This window comes from Flavobacterium shii (assembly GCF_025847235.1).
Classification (GTDB): Bacteria; Bacteroidota; Bacteroidia; order Flavobacteriales; family Flavobacteriaceae; genus Flavobacterium; species Flavobacterium shii.
This window is the reverse complement of record NZ_JAOZEW010000003.1, coordinates 1-18667: the sequence shown is the minus strand read 5'-3', so window position 1 is coordinate 18667 and position 18667 is coordinate 1. Positions and strand designations below refer to the sequence as shown.

Here is an 18667-nt window from a genome sequence, read left to right as displayed (position 1 = left end):
TAAATCGCCTGTTTTTTTGTGGTATACCACAACGCATTTACCCGAAATTACTCGGGCGACATTATACTATTTGGGGTGGTTGCCAAATACTTCCGTAGAAATTGGAAGCAAGAATTGAATGATAAGATGATAAAGGTTTTTTAATAAGAATGGTATCTTCATTAAAAAACCATGTAATAGTTGGAGCTGCAGTTAAGACTTGAGCTGCGCAACAATTACAACTACAGAATGGAGCACATAGATCCAATCCTTTTTCGTGAGATTGACTATCGGTTTTACTTACTATTTCGTTTGTATGCGTTTTAGTCTCGCTTGCTAAGGTATCTGCACAAGGCAGGCACGATAGCACGATTAGGTAAACTGATAATATGATGTTAATCCATTTCACGGCGGTAAAATTAAGGATAAAAGTCTGATCTTTTAAAAAATATTTATGTTTTTTAGCAGAATAATAACATAATTTTGTATCAAATCATCGAGTTATAGGTAAGGTTTTGTTTAGGGAACGCCTATTTATTTTCCTAAATATTTAAAAAAAATGAACCATATAAGTTATGTAAGTTCATTTAAGCGAAACGATTAAAACTTATGTTTTCTTATATAACTTATATGGTTTAAAATATAATTGATTGATTTTATATGTTATGATTAAACCAATTCAAAGTCTAATAATTCGCTTTCGGTACCATTAATTATTATCGATAATTCATGTTTCCCTAAATGGAGTACACGAGTTGTAATTATCTTAAAGGATTGATTTCTTTTGATTTTTATTAATTGATTAGGTTGGTAAGTTCGCTCACTAATTTTGAATACTTTTTTAGCCAAATGACCTTTTGATTTCTGATAATAAACTGCATATTCCAATCGAACTGTTTTACTCTCGGAATTAGCATTATTTAGTGAAAACTGAAATTCTAAGTATTCACCAATTTTTACTTTAGGAGTAAGAATTTCGAATTCTGATAATTGGATGTTAGTACTCTCTAAGCCGTAATGTTTTAGAATTTCAATATTACCTTGTTTTAGTAAAGTGCGGCAACCGTGTTTGATAATAGCATCGGTTTCTATACTTATATTTTGCCATTTTGCAGCAATATCAAGAACTATTTCGGGATTGTCTTTTACAATATCGTTGAGGTTATTAGCAACACTTCGACGTACATATTCGGAAGAATCGGTTTTTAAATTTTCTAAAATGGGTAAAACTGGTGTAGGGTCTTTTTTTAAGGCAGGAATTGCCATTGCCCAAGGTAATCGGGAGCGAGAACCTTCACTCGCCAATCGTCTTACGTGATGATTTTCATGCAAGGACCATTTTACCATTTCATCAATCATATCCTTCGGGTATTTAATGATAAATGGACGTACAGCAAACTCACAACTAATGAATTGTGTAATCATTACAAAAGCTTTTGCACTTGTTTTAAAATCATCTAAGCCATATTTTTCTACATAATCTGCAAAAAATATAAAAGCGAGATTTCCATCAGTAAATTTATTCTTCTTTAAATTTTCGATAATACTCTCAATTGTTAAAACAGCTTTACCAAAGTCTTTTGGCATAAATTCATGCAAGACAACGGTAGTATGTTGCATGCGGTCTTTCCATTCTTTATTGGCAAAATCTGCATCAAAAATCAGATTCATAAATTGTTGTTTATCAAAGTCAGGAACGACTTTGGCAACAGAATCAGTAAAATTTTCGTAAAAAGCAATCGAGTAAATATCTTTAATTAAGCCCATTTGATAGTAAATTGAAGCTCAAAGATATCTAATGTTTGTAATAGATGGGATATAAAAAAATATTTTTTAAACCATTAAGGCATTAAGTTTCATAAAGAATAAAGCTTAGCCTTTTTGCCACAGATTTACTTCGTCGGTTCGACTTTCAGTCTCGGGTCTAAGAAAGTGCGTTTGGGTCTTTGATGAAGGGTTGCTAACTTAAATTGTCTCTAAGGGGATGCGGATGATACGGATTTACAAAAGTAAACGCGGGGATTAAAAACTGATTTAAAATAATCAAAAATAAAATCCGTTTAATCCGTGTTTTCGCCTTAGCGAATCCGTATCATCCGCGTTTCTTTGGCAAAGAGTTAGATAGAATTAAAATGATTAAAAATGATTTTTATTAGTGTTAATTCGTGAAATTTGTGTTTTAATTCTAGAGGGTAATAATCGAATTTGTATCTGTTTTAAATTTTCAAATCGTCTAAATTTTCAAATCCACAAAATAAGTCCTACTTTAGCATTCTATTAAAATTCATACAAAATGATTAACAAAATACAGTTTCAGAACGAATTACAATTGCTTATTTTTAATGCAATTCGCGAAGATGTAGGCACAGGAGATTATAGTTCTTTGGCTTGTATTCCTGCCGATGCGCATGGTAAAGCCAAATTATTGGTAAAAGAAGACGGGATAATTGCAGGAGTTGAATTTGCCAAAATGATTTTTAATTATGTGGATCCTAGTTTGAAAATTGAAACTTTCATCGAGGATGGAGCTCCGGTAAAGTATGGAGATATTGTATTTCATGTTTCGGGAAGTTCACAATCGATTTTAAAATCAGAACGTGTTGTGCTTAATTCCATGCAGCGCATGTCGGCAATTGCGACTAAAACACGTCAATATGTAGAGCTTTTAAAAGGTACAAATACTAAAATACTAGATACTCGTAAAACCACACCAAATTTTCGTGTTGCCGAGAAATGGGCGGTAAAAATAGGAGGTGGAGAAAATCATCGATTTGCACTTTATGATATGGTTATGCTAAAAGATAATCATAGTGATTTTGCTGGTGGAATAACATTGGCGATTTCAAAAACGAAAGCATATTTAAAACAAAATAAACTTGATTTAAAGATAATTGTCGAAGCTAGAAGTCTTGATGAAATTAGAGAAATTTTACAAAACGATGGAGTATTTCGTATTCTAATCGATAACTTTAATTATGAAGATACTAAAAAAGCTGTTGCATTAATTGGAGATAAATGCCAAACGGAATCTTCTGGAAATATCAATGAAAAAACAATTCGAGAGTATGCTTTATGTGGAGTCGATTATATTTCATCAGGCGCATTAACGCATTCAGTTTACAATATGGATTTGAGCTTAAAAGCACTTTAAAATAAATCAGAAAATTCTAAAGTTTAAAATCTAAAAAAAATATGTCTCAAGAAATAGAAGATCGGCTCGAAAGGGTTCCAGTAGTACGTTCTGTAGCTCGTTTTTTAAAGAGAATAAAATTACCGTGGTTAGAAGGTTTTTCATTGTATGATTTACTTGAATTATATACGATTGGGATCATTGAAGGGGCTTTCTCGTATCATGCAAGTGCTGTTTCGTTTAGCTTTTTTATGGCTTTGTTTCCTTTTGCATTATTTATTTTAAACTTAATTCCTTTTATTCCCATTGAAGGATTTCAGGCAGACTTTCTTCAGTTTGTACAACAGGGAGTACCACCAAATACTTACGATGCGATTAATCAAATTATTAGTGATATTTTAAATAATAGTCACTCAGGTTTGTTGTCATCGGGGTTTTTACTTTCTATTTTTTTGATGGCAAATGGTATTAACGGAATTCTTAGTGGTTTTGAATCATCAAAACATGTTTTTGATAAACGAGGTTTTTTTAGTCAATATCTGGTCGCATTGGCAATTTCTCTTGTTATGACAATTATATTGTTTGTAACAGTAGCAACAATTGTGGTTTTCGAGGTTTTTATTCAAAAGACAATTATTCAGGATGTATTGAGCGATCGTATTCCGCTCATTATTTTAGGACGTTATATATTCGTTATTGCAATGATTTTGGTAACATGTTCAATTTTATTACGTTATGGAACTAAGCAATATAATAAAGTACCTTTTATAAGTATAGGATCTGTATTTACAACAATTTTAATTGTTATATCCTCGTATTTTTTTGGGATTTGGGTTATAAAATTCTCAAAATACAACGAACTTTACGGTTCAATAGGTACATTATTAATTCTAATGTTTTATATTTGGATAAACTGTATGATTTTGCTTTTGGGATTTGAATTAAATGCCACAATCAAAAAATTAAGACAAAAAAACAACAAATAACACTTAAAAACCGTTCTTGTTTTTCATTATTATCATTTTAGTGAAGTTTATTAAACTCTGATAAAATGTAATAGATGAGAAGTATTGAAGCTAAAAAATCAAACATTATGAAAAACTGGATCTTAACAATGGGCTTATTATTTGTAGTAATAGGCAATGTACAAAGTCAAACTGTAATCGGGAAATGGAAAACTATTGATGATCAGACGGGCGAAGCAAAATCGATTGTAGAAGTGTATGAGCAATCAGGAAAAATTTATGGTAAAGTTGTCGAGATCCTTCGAGAAGATCATAAAAAAGATGTGTGTACCTCTTGTTCTGGAGCGCTTAAAAACAAACCGATTTTAGGAATGGTAATTATTAATGGTTTAAAGAAAGATGGCGATGAGTATAATGGTGGAACTATCTTGGATCCAACAAATGGTAAAGTATACAAATGTTACATTACATTAGACTCTGCAAATAAATTAAAATTACGCGGATTTATTGGGTTTTCTCTTTTAGGAAAAACACAATATTGGGTAAGAGTTAAATAAACTTAATTGAGTTATAAAAAAATGCGAAATAAATTAATGTTATTATTTTTGCTAATAGGATTCACAAAATCTTTTGGGCAAACAGAAAATAATAAATTACAAATAAGTCATCTTACAGGTGACTTTTATGTTTATAAAACTTTTCACGATTATAAAGGAACCTTGATTTCTGCCAATTCCTTGTATTTACTTACGGATAAAGGTGTTGTGTTGTTTGATGCGCCTTGGGACGAAGCACAGTTTCAGCCATTGCTTGATAGTATAAAAGCCAAGCATCATAAAGATGTAGTTATGCACATTGCAACACATTCGCACGAGGATAGAGCAGGAGGTTTAGGATTTTATGGGCAAAAAGGTATAAAAACTTACACTATAAAACTAACAGATCAGATTCTTGAAAAAGAAGGAAAGAAAAGAGCTGAGTTTATAATGCCAAACGATACCACATTTACAGTTGGTCAGCACCGTTTCGAGGTATTCTATCCAGGTAAAGGGCATGCGTCAGACAATGTTGTAGTTTGGTTTAATAAAGAAAAAATACTTTACGGCGGTTGTTTTGTAAAAAGTACTGATGCAACAGATTTAGGTTATCTAGGAGATTCTGATGTAAAAGAATGGGAGAAATCAATTAAAAAAGTACAGGCAAAATTTAAAAATCCAGTATACATTATTACCGGTCATGATGATTGGACTAATACTCAATCTCTTAATCATACATTAAAATTAGTTAAAGAATATAATGCTGCAAAAGCTTCGGGAAAGCTAGATAAAAAGTAAATTTGCCTAAAATTAAAAACTAAATAATATTAACACATTGGGTGTAATTAGTTTTAGCACATAGAAACATAGATTTTGGTACTCTGCAAAAGGCGTTTCACTTGTTTAAAAGACACAAAGCTAGCTATGAGAAAGTAATGTATTTCTTTTTGCTCTTTATTCACACATAAAAATCTATGTTTCTATGTGTTAAATGATACTTTTGTGACCCGAGCAAAGCGGATAGGCGAAGTAGTTACGCCAAAGAGATTAATTAATACTATTATTTTAAACATATATATCTTTAAAATGCATTTTGTAGAAGTCATTTTGCCACTTTCATTAGCCAAAACGTTTACGTATCGCATTTCCGAAGCTGAGTTTAATTTTATTCAGAAAGGGATGCGTGTTGCTGTGCCTTTTGGTAAAAGTAAAATGTATACTGCATTGGTTCTTGAGACACATCAAAAGGAGCCAACTTTGTATGAGGCTAAAGAAATTCATCAAATATTAGATGAAAGACCAATTGCTACCGAAATTCAAATAGCACATTGGCTCTGGATTGCTTCCTATTATATGTGTGCTATTGGCGATGTATATCGAGGAGCATTTCCAAGCGGATTGTTACTGGAAAGTGAAACTGTGATTTCGCATAAAACGGATGGTTTTGTTGATCAAATGCTTTTAAATGATGAGGAATATTTGGTTTATGAAGCTTTGCAACATCAGAGTTCGTTAAAGGTTCAGGATATTGTTGCGATTTTAAATAAAAAAAATATTTTTCCTGTTCTGCAAAGATTAATAGATAAGGATATTGTTGTACTCCAGCAGGAAATTCAGGAAAGTTACAAGCCTAAATTGGTTCGTTATGTTAAGTTGCATAATAAATACGATTCGAATCAAGGGTTAAGTGATTTATTGGAAGTGCTTAAAAATGCTGCCAAGCAAAAAGAAATTGTCTTAGCATATTTTCAATTAAGTGCAGTTGAGAAAAAGCCAATCACGGTTAAGAAATTAGTTGAGACTTCGCAATCATCATCGGCAGTTGTAAAAGCATTAATTGAAAAAGAAATTTTTGAAGAATACTTTTTGCAACAAGATCGAATTAATTTTACAGGAAAAAGTACCGAGAAAGAATTACAATTAAGTTTGGTTCAGCAAACTGCTTTTGAGGAAATCAAAACTAGTTTTGTCGAAAAAGAAGTTTGTTTGCTTCATGGAGTAACTTCTAGTGGTAAGACCGAAATTTATATTAAACTTATAGAAGGGTATTTAGTAACAGGAAGACAGGTTTTGTATTTGTTGCCTGAAATTGCGCTTACAACACAATTAGTTAGCAGATTGCGAATTCATTTTGGGAATAAAGTAGCTGTTTTTCATTCTAAATATAGTAATAACGAACGAGTTGAGGTTTGGAATCAGACTTTAGCAAATGCTGAAAATGCGCAAATTGTAATAGGGGCGAGGTCGGCTTTGTTCTTGCCATTTGCAAATTTAGGATTGCTAATTGTAGATGAGGAACATGAGCAAACTTTTAAGCAAGTTGATCCAGCGCCTCGTTACCATGCTCGTGATGCGGCTATTGTTTTGGCAAATCTTCATAAGGCTAAAGTGCTTTTGGGATCGGCGACACCTAGTTTAGAAACATATTTTAATGCGCAATCACAAAAATTCGGACTGGTTACGGTTACAGAACGTTATAATAATGTTCGAATGCCGGATATTGCATTGGTCGATTTAAAAGATAAGTATTTTAGAAAACGAATGACGGGGCATTTTAGTGATGTTTTAACCGAAGCAATTTCTGAAGCGATAAGCTTAGGCGAGCAGGTTATATTGTTTCAAAACAGACGTGGATATTCACCTATAATAGAGTGTATTACTTGTGGACATGTGCCGCAATGCCAGCAATGCGATGTGAGTCTTACGTATCATAAACATAAAAACCAATTGCGTTGTCATTATTGCGGGTATAGTATGGCAAAACCAACAAATTGTCATAGTTGTTCCAGTATTGATTTAACGACCAAAGGATTTGGTACGGAACAAATAGAACAGGAGTTGATTGCGCTTTTTCCGAATGCCAAAACGGGGCGAATGGATCAAGATACAACTCGAGGTAAGTTTGGATTTGAGAAAATCATTGATAGTTTTAAAAATCGTGAAATTGATATTTTGATAGGAACACAAATGCTTGCCAAAGGACTGGATTTTGATAATGTAAGTTTGGTAGGGATTATGAATGCTGATAATATGTTGTTTCATCCCGATTTTCGCGCCTTCGAACGTAGTTTTCAAATGATGATGCAAGTTTCAGGACGTGCAGGACGTTCGGAGAAACAGGGTAAAGTTGTAATCCAGACTTATAACCCAAATCATAATACAATCCAGCAAGTTACCAATAATAATTATGCTGGTATGTATAAAGAGCAATTGTATGACAGGCAAATTTATAAATACCCTCCTTATTTTAGGCTGATTAAATTAACACTTAAACACCGTGATTTTGATAGGTTAAAAGAAGGTTCGATGTGGTTATATCAGGTTTTGAGTCAGAATTTGAATATGCCGGTTTTAGGACCTGAGGAGCCTGTTATTAGCCGAATCAGGAATGAATATATCCGAACTATTTTAATTAAAATTCCGCAAAATCTACCGTTAGGGAGCACAAAAAAAACTATTCAGAAGATACTGAATAGTTTTGAGGCTGTTGCACAATATAGAGCAATAAAAGTGATAACAAATGTCGACTTTTATTAATATTAATGACTTATAGATAAAGCGCGAACTAAATCTTCTTTTTTATTACGACTTAATGGAATTTTTGTAATTCCGATTTCGGCAAACTTACTATTAAAACGTTCTACTTTATCTATATTAATAATATAGGACTTGTGAACGCGAATAAATTTGTCTTTTGATAAATCATTTTCAAAGGATTTCATCGTTGATAACACCAGGTTGCTATCGTCTTCGGTAACAACTCTTACGTAATCACCAAATGCTTCAATCCATTTGATTTTTGCGGTAAAAATTTTGAGTTTTTTCAGGTTGCTTTTTATAAAAATATGCTCACCTTCATCTTCTTTTACGTCAGTTCTTAGTGCATAGAGGTCTAATGCTCTTTTTACAGATGCATTAAAACGATCTATTGCTATGGGTTTTTGGAGATAATCGGTAGCATCATAATCAAAAGCCTTTAAAGCATACTCGGCTTTAGAGGTAATAAAGATGATTTGAGGTTTTGTTTTTAGTCCATCTAAAAAATCAAAACCATTTATAACAGGCATTTCGATATCCAAAAATATCAAATCAATATTGTTTAAAGAGATACAGCTTCTAGCTTCGATTGCATTTGAAAAATCTCCAATCAAGTGTAAATTAGGATGATTATTGACTAATTTTGAAATAATAGTTCTTTGGATAGAACTATCATCTACTACAACACAATTTAGTTTCATAACATTTAACTTTAAGGTATGTAATAGTAAATGTAAATTTATTTTTCATAAAAAACTAGATTTCAGGCTTATTTTTTACCATACGTCGAATAAAAGGGAATAAGTGTTGGATATATAAAATAAATGGTTACTTTTGCACCAAATTTTAACAAATAAATATTATATTTATGAATCATTATGAAACTGTTTTCATTTTAAATCCCGTTTTATCTGAGGTTCAGGTGAAGGAAACAGTAACGAAATTTGAAGAATTTCTTACTAGTAGAGGAGCTGAAATGGTATCAAAAGAGGATTGGGGTCTGAAAAAAATGGCTTACGAAATCCAAAACAAAAAAAGTGGTTTTTATCACTTATTTGAGTTCAAAGTAGCAGGAGAAGTTCTTATTGCTTTTGAAACTGAATTTAGACGTGACGAGAGAGTTATGCGTTTCTTAACTGTAAGTTTAGATAAACACGCTATTTCTTGGGCTGAGAGAAGAAGAACAAAATTAAAATCTACAAAAGCTTAATTATTATGTCTACAATAGAGCAATCAGCAAAAGGAAAAAAAGACGGAGATATCAGATATTTAACGCCTTTAAACATAGAAACTAACAAAACTAAAAAGTATTGTCGTTTCAAAAAATCTGGAATCAAATATATCGATTATAAAGATGCAGATTTCTTATTGAAATTCGTTAATGAGCAAGGAAAAATTCTTCCTCGTCGTTTAACAGGAACTTCATTAAAATATCAAAGAAAAGTGTCTGTAGCTGTTAAGAGAGCACGTCACTTAGCTTTAATGCCATACGTGGCCGATTTATTAAAATAATATTAAACTAAAGTTGTTGGTTTCCGGTAAGATGGAACCTAACTTCTCAAATAAAGGACAACAACATGGAACTTATTTTAAAACAAGACGTACAGAATCTAGGATTTAAAGATGATGTAGTATCTGTAAAAGCTGGTTACGGTCGTAACTTTTTAATACCTCAAGGTTTTGCTAATTTAGCAACACCTTCTGCAAAGAAAGTATTGGCTGAAAACCTAAAACAAAGAGCACACAAAGAGGCTAAAATTGTTGATGACGCTAAGAAAATAGCTGAAGCATTGAAAGCACTTGAAATTAAAATTTTCGCAAAAGCTGGTGGAGAGAAACTTTTTGGTTCTATCACTAACATAGATATTGCTGAAGCTTTGGAAAAAGCTGGTAACTCTATCGAAAGAAAATTTATTACTAGCGGTATCGTAAAACGTACTGGTAAATATGCTGCAAGCATAAGATTACACAGAGATGTTGTAGTTGAATTACCATACGAAATTGTTGCTGAGAAGTAATAGTTTTAATTTATAATATGAAATCCCGATGTAAATCGGGATTTTTTTTTGAATACTAAATATCTAATGTGGTTAGAAAAGCCTTAAATATTTTAAAATGAAATACGCAAGATTAACAAAAGAACAATTTGATGAATTACATGCCGAATTTGCTAATTTTTTAGGAACTCAGGCAATTGATAAGGCAGAGTGGGATTCGATCAAAATAAACAAGCCTGAGGTGGCTGAGCAAGAACTGGATGTGTTTTCTGATTTAATTTGGGAAGGCGTTCTTTCAAGAGCCGAATTTTTAGAGCATTTCTCTAAAAATCATATTTTCCTGTTTCAATGTTTTGATACACATGTTCAGTCAATAGTCTTGAAATCTTTGGTTGCTGAAACTGATTTTTTGACTAAAGAAGGTTTGCAGTGGTTAAGTGATAATATGTTTACAGAAACTATTGAAATGAAGGTAGGGAAGAAGGTTTTTACTGAAGATCGTAATACCTCTATTTTTGAATTAATTCAACAAGGTGCTTTCTTGAGCGACGGACAGTTGTTTAAGCAAATAAACACAATTATAGAATCGTAATTTATTCCTTGAATTAGTTTAATTTTTTTATTTGCTTACATTGTTATAAGGACGTTTTTTACTGTCCAGATTTCCTTAATATCATCAATATCAATACTTGTGTTTTTAAAGAAAGTATTGTCGTTACTTAAAATAAAATTATTTTCTAAAGGGCTGTTATTTTTTTGTATTCTATTAATAATTAGTCCTTTAGTTTTACTTATGATTACTGCTATAGCATTCTCTTCAATAGTATTTATGTCGGAAACTTCGCAAACTACGAATGAATTTGCGTTTATAATTGGTTTCATATTATTACCGACTACCTCAAAAGCTCTCGAAATTTTAGTTTGAATGAAGGGGAAGTGATATTTAGGTAAACTGTTTAATAAATCTTCATTTCCCAGGCAATATTCAAATTGGATTTCTCTTTTTATTAGAGGGGTATCATTTAAAAATATATTGGTACTTTTTTCATTATGACTTTTTTCGGTAAGTATTTTGTTTAAATCTATTTCATGAAGATTGCAAATTGAGATTATTGCATTAAAGTCTAAAGTATCTCTCTTTTTCCATGTAGAGATAGTGTTTGGTTTGATATTCAATAATTTAGATAGTTCTATATCTGTGTTTATATGTAAAGCCTTTTTTAACCTTTTTAAGATTAAATTCGCATTTAGTGATTTTTTTACTTGCATATTCGAAAAAAGATTTTTACATTTATGAAATATTTATGATTAAACGTTTGTTAATTAATCATAATACTGTGAGTTTAACAGTAAAATTGATTAACAAATTCTATGTTTTAAGTTATTTCTCAAAATGTGAATTATTGCTCAAAATTGCATAACACCAAAAACCAGATATGATCTGAATTAAGTGTAGATAGGTTAAATTTTATATAGAATCGGGGGATTCAGGTGTTAAATTTGGAGCAATATATAAAAAAAAATGATTATTTATTAATATTCAAATTTGTTTTCTGTTATAAAATAATAAATACCACATAATGGCATGAAGGCTCTTGGAAAGAGTTTTTAATTAAATAAGTTTTTTGTACGATTTTTTGTCAATTATTACTTAATCTTAATGCTTATGGAATTTATAATTACTTTTTTTAGAAGAAATAAATTTTTCTCTTATTTGTTTTCTATTTCACTATTGTCATTCAATCTAAAATTAAATGTCGGGTCAGTTTTTGTTTGTATAAATAAAAATGAACTCATCTTGTTTAATAGTTTTATAAATCAACTGATTTTTCCCAATTCCTCATTAAATTTTTATCATAGTCAATATAGGTGTGATTATCGGAGTTGCATATTCGATAATAATACCTAGACATAATTAAGTTGAGTCTTCAATCCCCTGAAGCATAAATCGACTTCTCAAGTATTAGTAATCAAATCTATTTGTTTGATTTTTTTAGATAATAGATTTTAGTTTTTTTGCATTTCTAGAGAATTTAATTCTTTGGATTATTATGTGAATGTTTTCTTGTACTTAAAATTGTCGAATTTATTTTTTTGTTTTTATTTTTTATGGATGAGCTTAATGCACATACCATACGGGTATTGTCATGTCTTATGTTGACCAAATAATAAAATTAGAAATTATAATATATAGAATACTAATGTCTTAAAAATATTTTTATGAAATTAAAATCTACTTTAAATGATCCTTGTGAATTGAGTTCTTTTTTTAGAATTTATTCGACTTTCATTTTTTGTCGAATCAAGGAGTCGCATCCTGCTTCGAGGATTGAATTTGTCACTAATTCTGAGTGATTCTTCCAGATTTTAAAATCAAAATATTTTAAGAGTATTAGAAATCTTATATCTGATGCTTTGTTATAGTGGCTTGTTATTTAATAATCGCATATAGAAATATATGCAATTGTTGATGGATGGTCGATTTATCATATTGGAATTTATTTATCACTTTATTAATCTCTCAGGAATATGAAAACATTTTCTTTAACAATAAAAAATTGGACATTCTTACAAAATTATTTGTGGTTGTTTTTGATATTAATTCCTTTTTCGAGTTCTTATTCACAGACTTTTTGTAGACCAACTTCGCAGACCAATAGTACTGGTGGATTACTGTGCGTTGGGATGAGTGTGACTACTCCAGATGATGCATATGATGGAAGTATGAGTACTTATGCTTCATTGACCAATGCCGTTGGTTTACTCTGTTTTGCTCAGGAGACATTAACCTTTGGTCAAACAGCAAAAGCAGGGGATCAAATTGTTATTTATTTAGGTACAGGAAATGGATTGTTGGATGTTGGTTTATTATCAAATATTACTATTCAGGCAAAAAACGGAGCAGCAGATGTTGGCTCGGCAGTACCACTAAATAATGGTTTACTTAATCTTCAATTATTACCAGGTAATGCGATAGGTGTGATAAACTATACATTGCCAGGTGATGCGAATGGTGTAAAAATTCAAACTGGTGGTCTCTTAAGTTTATTGGTAAATTTAAGAGTATATGAAGTGCATTTACAGTTTGCTGCACCAACGATTGTTGGAGGAGCAACACAAACAATATGTTCAGGACAATCTATAGCTCTTTCTGCTACACCCGCCGCTGGAACAACATTGGCTTGGTATGATTCGCCTACATCGACTACTGCACTTTCAAATACTAATACTTACACCACGCCAGCTTTAACAGCTACGACTACTTATTATGTTAGTGTTTCGAGAAATGTAGGTTGCGAAAGTGATCAGCGAATTCCTGTAACGATAAATGTTTCAAACCCTATATTACCAGCTATAGATACTAGTGGTACTGCAATTTGTTCTTCTACAGCTACACAGGCGACTACATTATCGGTGATAAGTCCGGTACCAGGAACAATTTATTCATGGTATAGTAGTGCAACGGGAGGTATAGCCTTAACTACAGGTACTACTTATACTCCTACAGTATCAACTGGTGTTACTAATTTTTATGTTGGAGCTGCGATTGGATCATGTACAACAGCAACGCGAACTCCGGTTAGTGTTACTTTAACTCCAGTTCCTGCTGTTGCAACAGTATTAACATCGAGTGTGTCAATATTATCTGGTCAAAATGCAACGCTAAGTGCATCAACAACAGAACCTGGGGTAGTCTTGGATTGGTATGATGCGCCTACTGGGGGAACTATGTTATTGGCTAGTTCTAATACCTTTACCACTCCAATATTAACTGCTACAAAAACATATTATGTAGAGTCTCGTAATGTTGCCGGGGGGTGTGTAAGTGCTACCAGAGTGGCAGTAGTTGTAAATGTTTCGACTAGTTCGTCAGGAGGTTGTTTGGGCGCAAATAGTCAGCAGACAAGTCAAAACGGACTTTGTTTATTATGTTCTTCTACTACTCCGAATAATTCGGTAGATGGAGATAATAATACTGCTGCTAGATTGTCGGTACCTGTTGGTTTAATAAATGGATGGATTCAGCAAACACTTCAATTTAATAATCCTGGTCAAGCGGGAGATGTTATTACAGTTCAATTAGGAATTCCAACCGGACTCTTAGATATAAGTGTACTAAGTTATATTACAGTAGCTACTTATAATGGTGCTACTTACAATAATGATCGAGTGGCTATAAATAGTTCGCTTTTAAATATTCAACTATTAACAGGGAATCGTTTTAGTGCAAGTATTACTGCTGGTTCTGCCTTTGATCGTGTTGAGATCAGGTTAGGAGGGGTGGCAACATTATTAACAAGCCTTGATATTTATGGAGCTTCTTATAAATTTAAAGCAAGGACTATAACTGGTAATACAACAATTTGTAGTGGACAAACAACGACTTTAACATCAGATGCTGCTTTGGGTGAAACTATCAATTGGTATGATGCTTTAACTGGAGGAACTTTATTGAGTAGTACAGCTGCTTATACCACACCAGTTTTAACGGCAAATACTACTTATTATGTTGAAGTTACCCGTAATGGTTGTGTGAATAGCGAAAGGTTTCCTGTTCTTGTAACTGTCAATAATCCTGTAGCACCAACAATAAATGCTTCTCCATCGTCAATTTGTAGTGGTCAAGCAACTACATTAAGTGTCCAGGCACCAGTTACGGGAACTATTTATAATTGGTATGATGCAGCTTCGGCTGGGAATTTATTATTTACGGGTCCATCTTATGTGACTCCAGCTTTAACTACTAATACAAGTTATTATGTTGAAGCTTCAATAGGAAGTTGCATAACTGCAACTCGCACTCCTGTAAATCTTATTATCATTCCGTTACCATTAGTACCAACTGTAGCATCGTCTAATGTTGTTATTCAATCTGGGCAAGATGTTACTTTACAGGTTTCAAATCCTGTGATTGGTGTAGTTTATGATTGGTATGACGCTCCAACTAATGGAAATTTACTTTCATCTGGAACAAATTCATATACACCATCTCCAGCTTTAACAGCAAATCAAAGCTTTTATATCGCTGCGAGAAGTGCAGCTACAGATTGTACCAATGGTACAAGAGCTGTTATTAATGTTACCATAAGTAATTCTATCAATTCTTGTTTATTGGCTAATACGCAAGTAACTTCAAAAGGAGGAGCAACGGGATGTTTATTATGCGGTTCAACTGCAGATGGAGCCTCTGTGGATGGAAATAATGCAACTGCTGCTAATCTTTCAATACCTGTTGGTTTACTAGGGGATTATATTCAGCAAATGTTAAGTTTTCCAACAGTAGGTCAGACAGGTGATATTATAGATGTCGAATTAGGAATTCCTGTGGGACTTCTTGATATCAGTGCCCTTTCGAATATTACTTTGCAAAGTTTTAATTTAGGAGTTCCTAATAGTGATCAAACTATTATTAGCTCTCTTTTAAATATTCAGATATTAGGAGGAAACCGTTTTAGAGCGAGTTTTGCAGCAGCAGGCCCATTTACAAGTGTTCAAATTCGATTAAGCGGATTAGCTACTTTATTAACAAGCTTAGATATTTATGAAGCTTCTTATAGATATCCAGATGCTACAATAACTGGAGCATCATCTCCAATTTGTGCAGGACAAACTGCTACATTAACAGCATCTGCTACAGGAACACAGACTTTTACCTGGTATGATGCCCCAACTGGAGGAAATATAGTTGCGGTTAATCCAACTGCTTCATTAAATGTGACTACTATATTTTATTTGGAAGCAAGCCGTGGTGGTACACCATGTTTAAATAGTAATCGCCAAGCTGTAACAGTAACTGTATTGCCTATCCCAACAGCAACAGATATAACAATTACAAGTCCTTTGACTGCTACTTGCACTGGAGGTGTTGTATTGTCTCCAACAACTACATTGGCTGGAGCACAATTTAAATATTATACAGATCAAAATAAAACTCAAGAAATTATAACAGGATCTACAGTTGTTTCTCAACCTGGAGTTACTTTCTCTAAAGATGCTACAACTGGTGCACTTACTGTTAGTGGACTTAATGCAACTGATGCACCTTATACCTATTATATTTCGGTACTTAATGGAGGTACTTGTGAAAATATAAATGGAACATTAAATGCGGTAGTTGTAGATTTTCCTGTTGGTCCAGCCCTAGTAGTTACACCAACTTTGACGGGTTGTGCCAAAGTAAATTTAAAAGATGCTATCACTAATTTTGATACATCAGGAAACACAACATATACTTTCTTCGATTCATTAAACAATCCAATCGCAGAAGCTGATGCAGGGAATATTACAGTAAATGGCGATTATTGGATTCAAGCTCAAACTACTGGTGTAGCTTGTTCATCTGCAAAAGAAAAAGTAACAGTTACAATTAATCCATTACCTACTTTAACAGGAGTAACAAGCTCGGTTGTTGTAAATAAAGGTGCTTCTGTAGCGCTATCTGCAACATCAAATGGAACTATTACATGGTACGATTCATCAGGGAATCCTATACCATCAAATAATACAGGCGCACTTAATACTGTTGGTATTTTTACATATACAGTAATTGCAAGTAATGGAACTTGTACAAATAGTCAGACCATAACAATTAGTGTCATCGATCCTGCGAGTTGTGATCCATTATTAGAAAGAGAATATGCTACGACTCAACAATGGGGAACTATTATCACGGGAACTGTTACAAATGGTGCTAATGGTGCAGATGGTAATCCACAAACATATTCGACAATAACAACTGGTTTAGGTCTTTTGGGTATTGGAACAACATGGCAAAATCTTCAGTGGCCAACAACTATAACAAAAGGTACTTCGGTAACAGTTAAGTTAGGTTCAGATTATAGTGCTGTTGCATTAGGACAAAATGTTTCGGTAATAGGAACAAAACGTGATGGACTTGGAAATCCAATTGATATTGGAACTTTACAAACTGTATCGGGATCACTATTAAATTTATTATCAGGCCAAAACTCATTTGAATATACATTTGTTCCATCTGATGCTACTGGACCTAAAGATTATGATGGTATTCGGGTTCAATTGGGTTCGATTTTAAGTGTAGCACAAAATATAAATGTTTATGATGCTTATTATGAAAAACAAGTAACACAAATAACTTGTGGTCAGGGTGATATTGAGGATGTCTTTTCTGGTGTAAAAGATTTAGGAGTTGGAGCACTAACTGCTACTGTCGGAGTGACTAATCCATGGAACATTGCCGATGGAGATATAGCTACTTATGCCACAATGTTTAGCGGAGTAGGGGTACTAGCTGCAGCGGAACTTACCGCAACTTTTAGAACTCCATCAATGGTTGGAGATAGCCTTAGAATAACAATTTCTAGACCTGGAACGATTTTAAATCTTAATTTACTTACAGGATTTACTATTCAGCTTTATTTAGGGAATATTGCTGTTGGTGGACCTATCATAAATACAAGTAGTTTATTGAGTTTAAGACTACTTTCCGGAGATACAATGGCGATGACTATTGTAGCGCCTCAAACACAGCCATACGATAGAGTTACGATAACTTTTGGTGGTGTTGCAAGTGTATTAGATCAACTTAGGGTACATAATATTGACCGTGTAACAAATACTCAGGTCATTGGAGGAGACATTAATAATAACGTCACGGTCTGCCCCGGCGCCAGTATAACATTACAAGTGCCTCCTATGAATTGTTCAACTTATAAATGGTATGATTCCCCAACAGGAGGAAATTTCCTTGCCGATGGTCAAACATATACACTTCCTACCACATTAGCAGCAGGTACTTATAAATATTATATTCAACCAATTCGTTATGGTTGTGCAGCTCTTGCAAGAGGAGAAGTAACTGTAGTAGTTAGAGCTACAACTCCAGCAGCAGCAATAGCAAGTGTAACAATTAATGGAGGGAATAATAGTATTATTTGTGCCGAAGATGGCAAAGTAACTTTAGATGCAGTTTTAAATGCTACGCCAGTACTTACGAATCCAGTATATTATTGGTATAGTTTTAATGGAACAACAAGTCAGTTAGTACCTGGACAAGCAACTTCTAAATTAATCTTGACAGGATTAGTTCCTGGAACTTATACTTATTATGTTGGAGTGAGTTCAGATGAGTATTGTGAAACATTGGCAAGCGATAGAAAACAAGTTACGTTTACAATATTACCAACGTCTCTATCAACAGATATTTCAGTAAATAATGCTTCTATTTGTCATGATACTGATGCTGTATTAACACCAACAAGTACTTTGGGAAGTCCTGTCTTTTTCTGGTATTTTGATGCTAATAAAACACAACCTATTACTGATGGATTAGTAGTTGGAGGTGTTACTTATGCAGTTAGTAACGTGGGAGTTTTAACAGTCTCTGGGTTAACTAAACTTATGAGTCCTTTTTCTTATTATGTTGCAGTAACAAGTGATTTTACTTGTCAAAATAAAAATGGAGAGCTTAAAATTGCAACAGTAACAGTAACAGATCCTGCAACCCCAACAACCTTAGATACAACCCAAGACTTCTGTTTGGTC

General features: G+C 32.9%; 14 protein-coding genes. 10 read left to right on the top strand and 4 right to left on the bottom strand.

Annotated features, from left to right (window positions below):
* Positions 1 to 61: 61 nt before the first annotated feature.
* Together OIU83_RS03810 and OIU83_RS03805 are read right to left on the bottom strand one after the other, a co-directional pair.
* Positions 62 to 388 (bottom strand): DUF6660 family protein, encoded by a 327-nt coding sequence (locus OIU83_RS03810; protein ID WP_264204939.1) that lies wholly within the window; start codon positions 386 to 388, stop codon positions 62 to 64.
* Positions 389 to 648: 260 nt separating this feature from the next.
* The gene (locus tag OIU83_RS03805; RefSeq protein ID WP_264204938.1) at positions 649 to 1746 is read right to left on the bottom strand and encodes a DNA alkylation repair protein; all 1098 of its coding nucleotides are present in this window, start codon (positions 1744 to 1746) and stop codon (positions 649 to 651) included.
* 526 nt (positions 1747 to 2272) lie between these two features.
* Here OIU83_RS03805 and nadC point away from each other — a divergent pair.
* The 5 genes from nadC to priA all read left to right on the top strand — a co-directional run bounded on the left by nadC (position 2273) and on the right by priA (position 8147).
* Entirely contained in the window at positions 2273 to 3130 is an 858-nt protein-coding gene (gene nadC, locus OIU83_RS03800) for a carboxylating nicotinate-nucleotide diphosphorylase (RefSeq protein WP_264204937.1), read from the top strand.
* 41 nt (positions 3131 to 3171) lie between these two features.
* On the top strand, positions 3172 to 4095 hold the full coding sequence (locus tag OIU83_RS03795) for a YihY/virulence factor BrkB family protein (protein ID WP_264204936.1): 924 nt from the start codon (positions 3172 to 3174) through the stop codon (positions 4093 to 4095).
* Positions 4096 to 4202: 107 nt separating this feature from the next.
* Positions 4203 to 4631, top strand: coding sequence for a DUF2147 domain-containing protein (locus OIU83_RS03790; RefSeq protein ID WP_039114535.1), 429 nt, complete (start codon positions 4203 to 4205; stop codon positions 4629 to 4631).
* Positions 4632 to 4652: 21 nt separating this feature from the next.
* On the top strand, positions 4653 to 5408 hold the full coding sequence (gene bla-B1-FLAV, locus OIU83_RS03785) for a subclass B1 metallo-beta-lactamase (protein ID WP_264204935.1): 756 nt from the start codon (positions 4653 to 4655) through the stop codon (positions 5406 to 5408).
* Between the two features lie 288 nt (positions 5409 to 5696).
* Positions 5697 to 8147, top strand: coding sequence for a replication restart helicase PriA (priA, locus tag OIU83_RS03780; protein ID WP_264205200.1), 2451 nt, complete (start codon positions 5697 to 5699; stop codon positions 8145 to 8147).
* Between the two features lie 2 nt (positions 8148 to 8149).
* On the opposite strand, the gene OIU83_RS03775 is transcribed toward priA, so the two are convergent.
* Positions 8150 to 8848, bottom strand: coding sequence for a LytR/AlgR family response regulator transcription factor (locus tag OIU83_RS03775; protein WP_264204934.1), 699 nt, complete (start codon positions 8846 to 8848; stop codon positions 8150 to 8152).
* A 167-nt stretch (positions 8849 to 9015) separates the two neighbouring features.
* On the opposite strand from OIU83_RS03775, the gene rpsF reads away from it, so the two are divergent.
* The 4 genes from rpsF to OIU83_RS03755 all read left to right on the top strand — a co-directional run bounded on the left by rpsF (position 9016) and on the right by OIU83_RS03755 (position 10736).
* Complete coding sequence (gene rpsF, locus OIU83_RS03770; protein ID WP_035628733.1) at positions 9016 to 9357, top strand: 30S ribosomal protein S6; 342 nt, start codon at positions 9016 to 9018, stop codon at positions 9355 to 9357.
* 5 nt (positions 9358 to 9362) lie between these two features.
* The gene (rpsR, locus tag OIU83_RS03765; protein ID WP_002987043.1) at positions 9363 to 9659 is read left to right on the top strand and encodes a 30S ribosomal protein S18; all 297 of its coding nucleotides are present in this window, start codon (positions 9363 to 9365) and stop codon (positions 9657 to 9659) included.
* A gap of 65 nt (positions 9660 to 9724) precedes the next feature.
* Positions 9725 to 10165 (top strand): 50S ribosomal protein L9, encoded by a 441-nt coding sequence (gene rplI, locus OIU83_RS03760; protein ID WP_039117655.1) that lies wholly within the window; start codon positions 9725 to 9727, stop codon positions 10163 to 10165.
* 97 nt (positions 10166 to 10262) lie between these two features.
* A complete protein-coding gene (locus OIU83_RS03755) occupies positions 10263 to 10736 on the top strand; it encodes a DUF6495 family protein (protein WP_264204933.1) in 474 nt (157 codons plus the stop codon).
* A gap of 35 nt (positions 10737 to 10771) precedes the next feature.
* Here OIU83_RS03755 and OIU83_RS03750 read toward each other — a convergent pair whose 3' ends face one another.
* Positions 10772 to 11413 carry a LexA family transcriptional regulator gene (locus tag OIU83_RS03750; protein WP_264204932.1) on the bottom strand — a complete coding sequence of 214 codons (642 nt, stop codon included), beginning with the start codon at positions 11411 to 11413 and terminating at the stop codon, positions 10772 to 10774.
* Positions 11414 to 12673: 1260 nt separating this feature from the next.
* On the opposite strand from OIU83_RS03750, the gene OIU83_RS03745 reads away from it, so the two are divergent.
* The coding region (locus tag OIU83_RS03745) for an immunoglobulin domain-containing protein (RefSeq protein ID WP_449757786.1) at positions 12674 to 18667 on the top strand (5994 nt) is incomplete at its 3' end.